General features: G+C 40.2%; 3 protein-coding genes. All 3 read right to left on the bottom strand.

Annotation, left to right across the window (positions count from 1 at the left end; all coding sequences use genetic code 11):
* Positions 1-789: 789 nt before the first annotated feature.
* Positions 790-1,203 carry a hypothetical protein gene (locus MXE38_RS11270; protein WP_246914986.1) on the bottom strand — a complete coding sequence of 138 codons (414 nt, stop codon included), beginning with the start codon at positions 1,201-1,203 and terminating at the stop codon, positions 790-792.
* Between the two features lie 723 nt (positions 1,204-1,926).
* On the bottom strand, positions 1,927-7,491 hold the full coding sequence (locus tag MXE38_RS11265; protein ID WP_246914983.1) for a tellurite resistance TerB C-terminal domain-containing protein: 5,565 nt from the start codon (positions 7,489-7,491) through the stop codon (positions 1,927-1,929).
* A gap of 796 nt (positions 7,492-8,287) precedes the next feature.
* A complete protein-coding gene (gene xseA, locus MXE38_RS11260) occupies positions 8,288-10,195 on the bottom strand; it encodes an exodeoxyribonuclease VII large subunit (protein WP_246914980.1) in 1,908 nt (635 codons plus the stop codon).
* Positions 10,196-11,105 lie beyond the last annotated feature (910 nt).

The following is an 11,105-nucleotide window of genomic DNA, read 5'->3' as shown; positions in this document are numbered from 1 at the left end:
ACTTCCATCAATTTTTCGATGCTTTCTTTTGATAGAGTAACTTGAATAGTGTTTTCCATAAATCACCTCACTTTTAGGTTATTATGATATCATAAGATTAAGATCAATTTAATTAGCTACAGTTCCTATGGGTTGAAAAAACAGGCTCTTACTTCATAGTTTGAGCCTGTTTTGCTTTTATGCTGTAATTTGTTTTTTTTGCAAATGGCCCAATTTTGTGAAAAAACTGATATTTATCAGCTACTCTACTTCATTACACTTATTAAAGAACCAGCAATTTCATTTACTAAGAGAACTGTTTACAACTAAAATATGGCAGCTCATAAGAGATAAATGGCTTTTATAAGCCATCTGTAAGCTATGAATACGACTGAGCAATGTCAGAGTTTAAAGTAAACAAAAGTTTCCCTTATGCTTGTTAGAGGCTGAGCTAAAGTGCTTCTTACTTTTGGTGTGGACTGGCGCTTTAGTGGTAATGCTAGTTCTTTAAGCTAGATTGATTTTGGTAGAGCTTGTTCGCTTCTTTTACTTGGTTGCTTAGTTGTTTAGTTGCTTGCTTGTTAAAGGTTGCTGCTGGAGTGGCTAGAAAGGCAATGAGAATTGGTGATGAGAAGATGGTGGTAGGCTGTGGGACTATGGCCCAAGCCCTAAGCCTTGGAAAGAGTGGGATTGAAGCTTAGGGCAGGAGCAGGATTGGTTTTTAGGCTTCTTCGGCCTAAAGATAAAGAGCTTTCTAAGAGCCGCTTTTGATTAGGCAATAAGCCGTATCAAAGCTCTCAGAGCAAGCTACTAGCGGCGACCGCCAATATTGTAAGATGGGCTAGTTAGGCGGACAAATTGTACCTCTTGGTAACCATCTTCATTTTCTTTTGGCATATAATCGGTAAATTTAAAGTTAGTCTTAATCCAGCCTTTCTTAACTTCATCTCTATCAGTTGGATTTAGTCCACAATCGTGATAGATAAAGACCTCATGTACATCATTAGCACCCTTTAAAATTACAGGGCCCTCTTCACCTGGTACAAAAACATACCAGCCTACAGTCATCCACTTAGTTTTGTCTACACGGGCATTAAAGGCAACCGAGCAATCATCGGAACTATCATTCTTAATATCGATACGAACATCAGCTTGAGCTTGTGAAACTAACATCAAGGATGAAGTAATAACTAGAGCGGCACAAATCTTTTTCAATAAGTACATGAGTTATCAACCTGCTAGGAACAAAAAAGCATTACTCTCATTTAGAGCTTTGTAATATAGAATAAAAGGCTCCATCAAGGGCTTTAAGATAAGCCAGGCAAATTGTAGCATTATCTAAGCACCCCATGGATATTTTTTTCTCAAAGGGCTACCTAGAGCTAGAAAAATAGAGCTATCTTACTAAAAAGCCTAGTGCTACTTGCTACTTATCCTAAAGGCATTAGCAAGTTGTCTATAGTATCAAGCTAAGCTTTTAGAGCTCTTGTTAAGTATTAGAGCCTTATAGCTCACTACTAAGACAAAATCACATGTCAAAAAGACTAATAGACTTGAAGGACACTTATCTTACTTTTTAGAAGGCTAAGAGCCTTAGCAACCACAATATAGAGCAGCTAGCCTTAATGATATGCCCCTATTGTCAAGCCATATATCAAAGCAATTTTGATACAACAACCACATAGCAATGCCCAGACAAAGCTATTAGTTGTCAAACAGCACATCTTATCTAAATCTACTTAGCTAAGACATAGGAGCCTTGCATTACCAAGGTAATGCCCAGAGCTAAGCCTTATTAGAGGCCTACCTATGGTGGGCTTTAATCTTGGAAGCTGAGCGAGCCTTTTAGCCTTTGTAAGGGCCGTGAGTTGCCATTGCCTTTGCTAATGGCAAAGGGCAAGTAGCTAAGCTGGCTAAAGCTAACTTAGCTAAGCTTGCTTAGCTGAGCTAGGAGCCTTGGCAATCTTGGTTCATTTGTTCAAGCAAATCAGTAGTGATGTAGACAATGGCACTATCATCATGGCCATCAAGCTCTAATACAGGCTCATCGTACTCTTCAAAGGAGTACTCATTGAGCACCTCAATACAATAATTGCCTGAAATAAGGCCATGGCTTACACAAATACCATTAAACTCACTATAGACCATAGCATCGGTACCTTGTACGGCCAATGCCTCAATGACATTACGTACTTTGACATCAAGCTTAGTCATAATTGGGTGAGTATTAGCAGTACTTTGCTGCTCTGACTCTTTGTGCTCAGGAGCATTTTCCTTAGCATTTCCCGAGGCTATCTTAGGGCTCTGCTCTGAGGCTGAGCCTTGCTCTTGGGCAGAAGCGGCAGCACTGACTGAGCCAAGGCCTTGGCCTTGGGCTGGCTCAGTTTGAGCTGGCTCGGCTGGTGCTGGGCTTGATTTGGAGGTTAAGGAGGAGAACAGCTCTTGCTCTTGGAGCATTTGCTCTTTATCACGTAATTCAGTAATAACCTCTTGTACCTGCTCACTTTCCTTGATTTTGGCTTTAATCATATTCATATCAAGATTAAGCTGCTGGTTTTTAATACCACTGTGAGGCTGATAAAAGCCTTGTTTTGGTATTGGATTATCACTGCTAGCCCTTTTAGCTGGGGTTTTATAATGTGAGTTCCTAATAGCTTTGGTAAACTCTGCTACCAGCTTGAGGTTTTTGAGCACCAAGGTAAATTGCTTTTTCACTACAGTGCTGACAAAGCCCTGCTTGAGCTGATAACCAAAGGCAAAGATAATCAATCTCTTTAAGCGATGATCGGCTCTAGTACCCAAAATCATAGTGGATAAAGAGTCTTTTGGTGAGAGCAATAAGCTTTGCTCAATGGCCCCTTGCTTATTAATAAAATGCAAACAGCCCTGTAGATAATCTTGGATAAACTGACTGGCCTCTTCATCAAATTCTAGATGATGAATAGCAACAATTTCTTGAGCTAAGAGCTTTAATAGACCTGACTCCTTAGCCACTGGCATAAGAGCATACAAAGTCTCTAGCACTATATGGGCACAATATAAGGTAAATAAGAGATCTTCATAGCTCTCTTTATTTACCTGGTTACGCTGGTTTTTATCGATAGCAGCCGCAGTAAAACCATAACTTTCAGGGATAGGCAAAATAGTTATGTCCTTAATGCTAGGACGTAAGGCGCTATAGTTAACATCACTAATATTGTTAAACACATAAGGAACAATTTGCACGCCAATGGTCTTATTGAGTAATGACGAAAGCTCATAAACACGCTCTGAGGCAATACCGTTAGGGAAGCCAATAGCTGATGCTTCTTGAACTTTAAAAGCATAAGAGCGCATCTTATTAAGATAGCTTTCACTACCTTGGGCACAGGCACAATCAACCACAAAGCGGTTAAATGGCAAGCCAATTAGAACAAAGTCCCTTAAGTAGTCCTCACGTACTAATGAACCAATTGCCTCTAAGCGCTCGTTAAAATCAATATTGTGGCTAAAGGAGTACAAATAATTGTGGTTAGAGCATACTAGTTTCTTAACTAATGGCACTACATAGTTATCCAGCAAGGGCTGAATAATATCATCAAAGAATGGGCTGCCTCGACCAATAGTTTTTACCCAATCAATAGCATAGTAAGCATTAATCTTTTGATTAGCGCTTGGACTCTTAGCTAAGACCTGACCATAGCCCTTGGCCTTAGCCATAACGGAGGCTAGGGTCATACAGCCATAATTCATGAAGTAAATATTGAGTCTATGGAGACACTCAATAAACTGCTCTTGACCAAAATCAACAATCACTTGGTTAAAGTTGAGGGCACAAGTATCTGGATCATGGCTATGATCATGCTCATTTTGCTGGTAAAGCTTGAGCAGCTTAATAATAGTTTGAATGTCTTGATAGAATTGATCTTTAACACCCTTTAAATGCTCCTGGCGTTTGAGCATGGTTAAGAAATGACTAATAGTGGCACTATCAATGGTAAGCTTTAGCTCCTTAGTAGCTTTAAACTTAGTCACGCACTCTTCGACCAGAGCCATTAATTTAGGATCTTTGCAGACTTGAGGCTCTACAAAAGCTGGATTGTCAAACTCATCTAATTGCTTTTCACCCATGCTATCAATGTCTAATTTGCGATAGAGAGCCATGGTATTAAAGCCACCGCTTAACTTACTCTCATCGATTTTATCGCCTACCTCTTTGATGCTGGCAATCATTTTAGAGAAGTCAGCACTAGTCTTTTGATTAGTGCTGTCAGTGCTATTGCTGGCATTGGCATTGTTATTAGAGCCTTTCTTTGAGGTGGACAAAGCGTTAGTAGCTGAGCTGGCGCTGGTGCCAGTGCTGGCACTGCGTTTAGCCATAAGCTTAGCTGCCAGATCTGAGGCGCTTAAAGACTTAGCTTTAGTACCTGTTTGGCCCTTACCAAGCTCCCAGCGTGGCTGATAGCCCTCACCGCCATCATCGTCAAGTAGCTGGTCTTTCTTGCTTTCTTTGGAAAAACGCTGGGCATAGTCTTTAAATATGTCCTCACGCTCTTGCTCAGCAGTTTCAAATTGGCTATCTTGCTCCTGCTCCTTATCCTTTTTAATTTGGCGGCGCTTTGGCTTGAAAATAGGAGTTTGAGTCTCAAGATCTAAACTTGCTAAATCTTCTTTAAGCTTGTCTTTATCTAATTGAGGCTCCTCAAAAGCCTTCTTAATAGGATTAGCAATTAAGTACTCATCGACCTTAGTGCTTAGCTCATCGATTAAGGTTAAAACTTTATCCATGGTAGCTAATAAGGTGAAGAGGGCTTCACTAGCTTGCCCTACTGACTTTAATTGCAAGTAATTTAAATTATTGGTGATACTCTCAGAGTTATTGAGATCTTTACTGTCTAAGCGAGCATAGCGAGATACTGTGTGCTCTAAGCATAAGTAAAATGAGTTTTTCAGACAAACTTGCTCAAAATACTGCTCTGGTAATAAAGAACTAAAGAGCTTTTGAGTTTCATGCATGTGAGCATTAAACTCATCCCAAGTATTGCGATAAGTAACCTCATCCTCGCACAAAAACTCCATAGTCAAACAATCTTTGTGATTGTTAGTAACAAAGTCGTATAACTGCTGAGCAATAGTTCTAATTAAGACTACTTTGTGTAGATTGCTAGAGCGATTGGTATGATTAAAGATATCGTTAGCCAATCTTTGACACATTGTAGAGGAGTCATTTTGAGGGAAGAGTAATAAGTTAAAAACAAAGAGAGTATAAAACTCTTGTGGCACATCAATTAATCGTGGGCCATACTTATGGAAAATACGAGATAAGTAGAGATTAAGGGCATAAGGCTCACGCTTAAAGACAGCAATATAAAAGAGCTCATTATTAAAATGAGTACTTGGTTTTTGCAAGTAGCGATCAAAATAATAAAGACCGTGATAGAGCACCAAAGGCAAGGTATGAATGCCAGAAAGATAGCTATCATTATGGGAAATAAGCTCAAAAAGATGCTCTACCTCATGCTCATCTGAACAGCCTAAATCATTTAGTGCCGAACTATTATTGGCCGCACCAAAGAGCTTACGGAGCAAAAACTCATAACTAATAACACGATTAAAACGAGCTAAGTTTTTGTCAGGATGCCTAATAAATTGCTCAAGATTAGTACCGTAATCCTCATTGCGATTAGGTCTACCCTGAGTAGGATCATTGACTACTAACTTTTCATCGTCAGACCATACTAAATAGCTATGAAAGAGGAAGTTAACCCTATCAAAGGTGTAAGGCACCACATGGAAACTATCTTCGTTAACAATACCTCTTGATTGCTCGCTATTAGTTACCTCCTCGTTAATAGTTTGCTCGCTACTATCCTTAGCAGCTTTAGGCTCACTAAAATCACAAGGATCAATTAACAATGTAGACTTGCGCTTATTGCTCTTTTGATCCTCCATATCACCACTGATAGTAGCTACCTTAGAGCTGTACATAAGATAAGGGTTCTTATCATTAGTATTAGTAGCGTTACTATTAATAGGCTTACGATCAATGGCCACTTGTCCTGATGTTGAATTTTCAATGAACTGCTGTGCCTTGGCTTTACGCTCTTCCACGTCAAGCATAGCTAGAGTTTCTTTAAGCACACTCTCAGTTGCCATCACATAAGATAAGCGTTCGCTATTATCAGCAAATAATAGCTTGCTGGTTACGTCGTTACTATCGCCATTGCTAGAGCTAGCGCTAGCGCTACCTAACGGGCTTTTCTTTGTCTGTGCATTAGGATCACCATCTAAGGCAAAGTTATTGCTCTTACAATAGGTATTAAGCATCCTTTTGGTAATGGTGGTTGGAGTCAACGCTACCCCATCATCATCCTTGATGTAGATAGACAACAAGGTTTTACCAAAATTAGGCACTAAGAGGCGAGTGTCCTCATCTTTCATTAACTTTTGTTGCAAGTTATCGATATATGAGGTGAGATTGCCATATTGCTTTGGCAATACTGCCACACGGCGAATTAAATCGGAGCTGTAGCCTGGACGACTTTGCAAAATCTCATTTTTGCTCTGGTCACATAGCTTTAAGGTTTGATTGCTATCTTTAGTGTTGTGATATTCCTTTAACAGAGCATCAAGCTTTTCTTTAAGGCGAGCATGACGCTGATTAAAGTTAATCTCACTTAATGGACGCTCACTAACAGGAATAATATTTTTTACCTCTACAGTCTCTTGAGGAGTAAAGACCATAGGGCAATATTGTGAGTACAACTCCTGTAACAGCTGAGCGTGAGGGAAGTCCTCGGGAATAGTAATAGCTAAGTGAGCGGGCGCAATAATGCGAGCCACCATATCAATGGTTTCTTTAATAACCTCATCACCCCAAGCAGCATTGGCTACACTTACGTATTTAGGATTAGTAAAGTCGTAGTTAAAAGAACCCAGCTCACAAGCATAAGAGAAAAGATTACGTACATAGCGCTCAGCATCACGAGGCAATAACATATCATCGATAATGTCATTAAGCACCATGCGCTGGTTGTTCTCTAAAGGAGCGCTACGAGCTGCACCTAAGCTTTCAAAAACATGCAAAATAGTATTGAAGTTTTGAATTTTCTTGCGAGCACGGATAATAACTTCAATTTCGTTATTAGTGTATTTAGTCTTCTTTTGACCTTTTAAGGTTTGCAGTTGATAAATGTCGCTATCAGCTAAAATGTCAGCTCGAGCGGTAAGATAAATTTGATTGTAAATACTCAAATTGCGTGGCACGCCCATAGGCATCATAGCCACATCATGACGCAACAATACGCTAACTAATTTATACAAGTAGTCACAATCAATAAAAGAGCTCTCACTATCATAGTGTTGCTCTGTAAGCTCTAAATCTAAGTCTGAGCACAGCTCTTTTAAAGTAAGCTTGTGAATACCCAAGTGATGAGCAGATGATTTAACATTGTTTAAAGCCTTTAAAAAAGGGCTTGGAAGAGGCTCTTTACGATTAATGAGAGCAACTATGCTATCCAATGTGTAACTCATGAGCACACCCCTTTAATCTAACTTACCAAAAGAACAAACTAAATACGCCAACGCTGATAATCAAGCAATTAAGCGCCCGCTCCCTATCACCTACCGCCCATGCACAACTAAATCACAAGAGCCACCTTATTAGCAAACCAGAGCTTAGCTATATTTTGCTTAGCTTAGCTTGGCTTTGCTTTACTAGGCCAGGCCAGGCCAGGCCAGACCAGGCATAGCCTTATTGCTCTGCCCTGCCTTACCTTGCTCTTCCATACCATGCTATGCTACGCCCAGTTATTACCTAGCCGCCATTGCATGCTATTACCTAGCCTAAGTAAGCATTACCTGACACGACCTTGCCATAATATTTTTTTAGCCACAGGCCCAGTTTAAGCCTGGCCCTTGCCTAAGCAGAGCCCTAGTAATAGCTTAAGCTAGAAACACATTACCCAAAACCAGTACCACGACTTAATAGGGATACTGAAAGACAAAAAACATTAGAGACTTTAGAGCAACCTAAGCGCAAGTCCTATTAAATTATTTTTTGGTTAAGGCAATAGCTCCTATAGGCCAAAAGCTAAGTTTTTGTTTTTGACCTTGAGACACTTAAGTTTGATGTGATTGTACTAACTTGCATTTGGAACTTAGCAAGTGATAGGCCTTAATGCTATATAGCAAAGTATCATTGTACCTAATGTTGTGGCTAGTTGTTAGCTTACTCTGACACTAAAACAAAAAAAGATAATCATTGCCTCAAAGCGCACTTACAAAGCGCCACAACATAATAGTATTATGGTAAACTAAGCGATTTGCTTTAAACTTCCTGTGCGTCTTTAACATTCTTGTCTAAGGACAGTGTTTTAAACTCAATAGCACTTACTGTGGAGCGCACTTGATAGTCCTTTAAAATAGTGATGATTTCATCACCGACATTAATGTCCTTACCAGCTACAGAATGCATGCCATCTAAAGTAGTTAAGCTTAGTCCACGCTCTAATTGATACAGAGGGTTTAGTGCTTGTAATCTGGTAATCAGACGCTCAATTTCAGAATCATAATCCTTTATTTGAGGTGCAATCAGAGCATCAAAGCTATGCTCTAATTTAATTTGCACACTATCTACCCTATCTTCATAAGCAAAGACAGCATCCTCTACTTTCTCTAAAGCAGAAATAGCATTACTTACCTTGTCTTTAGCACCATGCATTAACTTGGTATCAAAATAAGAAGGCAAGTCATTAGGATAAGCCTCTCCTAATTCTAAGAGCTTCTCTTGCAAAGAGAGGCGCACTCTAGTGCTTTGTAAAATATTGTTAATAGCCTGCTCCAGTCTCACCTCTAAACCAGAGATTAATTGTGCCTTGTGCTCACTAAGCTCACGTAGCTTTGAATTAGCTATTTGAACCAACCTTTCCTCGGCACGTAATAATCTTTCATTAAGTCGCTCGCTCTTATCTTGCAGAGATTTGTCTAAGGACTTAATCAAGCTTTGCTCTAAATAATTGGCATAGCTATTGAGCTTATCTGTAACACTCTTAGAGAAAAGATAGTCTATGGTCTGATTTAAACGATTAGAGCGCTCATCTATAGCAGAGGCAAAGTTATTTAAGGTAGCTAATGACTGTTCAATATTGTGATTGTACTTAAGCAGCCTTTCATTAACACCCTGTTGCTCTAAGGCACCTACTAAATAATTAATCTTTTGCTGACGGTGGGATAATACTAATTTCATAGCATTATCAAGACCATAGCATAGCTGATTGAGCTGACTGTCTTTATACCCCAGCGCAGCAAAGATAGGGCTACGCTCTAAATGAGCATAGCAATTACTAATTCTTTGGTCGTAGCTATCAATTAATAAGCCCATCTTGTTGTAAAGATCATCTACGGCTACTTCTAGTCTTTCGATAAATTTTACATAAGGATAACTGGTAACTGCCTCAGCTGCCGCTGTTGGAGTACTAACTCTATAATCGGCTGACTTATCACATAAAGGTCTATCCTCATCATGGCCTACAGCTGAAATAATAACTACAGGCGACTGTGCTACTGCCCGTACCACCCTCTCATCACTAAAGCACAAGAGATCCTCAAAAGAGCCGCCACCACGACCAACAATAATGACATCTAACTTTAAGCGCTCTGCTGCTTGATAGGCCTGATAAAGGGCATTAACAATTGAGGCTGGGGCATCAGGGCCTTGCACTAAACAAGGAAACTCATAAAGATTAACTAAAGGATTGCGACGAAAGACATTGGTGCGAATATCGTCAATCACGCGACCTTCAGTGGAGGTAACTACCGCTACATTTTCTACTAAGGCAGGAAAAGGCCTTTGGATACTATAAACACCCTCTTGAGCCAGGCGCAAATCCAAAAGACGCAATTGCTCCATAATATGGCCAAGTCCCGCTAGCTCCATTTGCGCTACATTAATACTAAATTTGCCTGCTTTGCCGTACAAAGAGTTGGTGCCATAAACAATAACTTTTTGGCCATCTTGCGGCTGGAAATCGAGCTTTTTAGCATTTCCTGCAAACATAATGCAGTTAACCACAGATTGCTCATCTTTAATAGCAAAATACAGGTGAGTGTGTACGCTAAATTGCGAAATCTCGCCTTTGATTAACACAAAACCCAGACGGTTAAAGAAGTCATTAGTTTGTTTTACAAAATCAGACACAGTAAACGCCTGATTTTCCAGCTCAGCTAAATTCGACATTACAACGCACCAATCAAAATTATCATCCCACGCCCGCTCACTCGCCTGCCCGCTAGCCTGCCAGCCAGCTCATCAGCTTGCAAGCTCGCCCGCTCCTGCGACTTAACCAGCATACCAGCTCCCTAAGCAGGGCCTACTCCAAAACCAGGGCCAGCGACAAGTCCAAAGCCAGAAGCAAAACAGCATTAGCACAGTACAGTACAGTACAGCAAAAGCGTCAGCGCCCGCCCCTACTCCTTAGTGCTCATCTTCCACGCAACCAAGCCTGATAGCATGCAAAGTAAGTACAATGAGTAAACAGCAAGCTAGCCATACAGCTTAAGTAGGCTACCAACAATCACCAATCATCTTAGCAGCTAAAACTAAGCACACTCTTAGAGATAATTGAGTCTAACAGCAACAGCCTTGATTCTCCATTATAGTCCAAAGCACCTTTGTCCCAGTCATCATTCTGATATCTTATTTTCACTTAGACCAGTTGTATTTAACCAAGCGCCATGCTCAGCTACCCCAATCCTCAATGCTTATCCAGCACTAAAACAACCTATAACTAAGAGATAGCCATCTTATAAGCACTTAGTAGGCTAAATGCTAGCCTCAGTAACTCTTTTAGCTTAACCACCACCAGACCATCATAGAGCTACCCTACTTTTGTAGCATGCTATAATGAGCATACAAAGAGGCAATCACAGAGCAAAAACAAACGGAGCCATACTCCCATGCCTCCCAAGAAAAGACAGCACCAATATGCTGTTGCCATAAGCTCTAAATCTTATTTTTACCAAAAACTGGGTATTGCTAAGATGTTTTGCCCCAAACTGGTAAAGTGGGTATGCCTAAAACAATATTTTTATGCCCATCAAAATCGTCGCCGCTCTGTTTGAAAAATTAAACTAATATAACTAATAGT

Source organism: Anaerobiospirillum sp. NML120448 (assembly GCF_023050945.1).
In the GTDB taxonomy this organism is placed as follows: domain Bacteria; phylum Pseudomonadota; class Gammaproteobacteria; order Enterobacterales; family Succinivibrionaceae; genus Anaerobiospirillum.
This window is presented reverse-complemented; position numbering and strand designations above follow the sequence as displayed.

Excerpts from the sequence above, each read along its gene's own strand:
- MXE38_RS11265 (WP_246914983.1), bottom strand. The coding sequence starts at position 7,491 with ATGAGTTACACATTGGATAGCATAGTTGCTCTCATTAATCGTAAAGAG.
- MXE38_RS11270 (WP_246914986.1), bottom strand. The coding sequence starts at position 1,203 with ATGTACTTATTGAAAAAGATTTGTGCCGCTCTAGTTATTACTTCATCC.
- xseA (WP_246914980.1), bottom strand. The coding sequence starts at position 10,195 with ATGTCGAATTTAGCTGAGCTGGAAAATCAGGCGTTTACTGTGTCTGAT.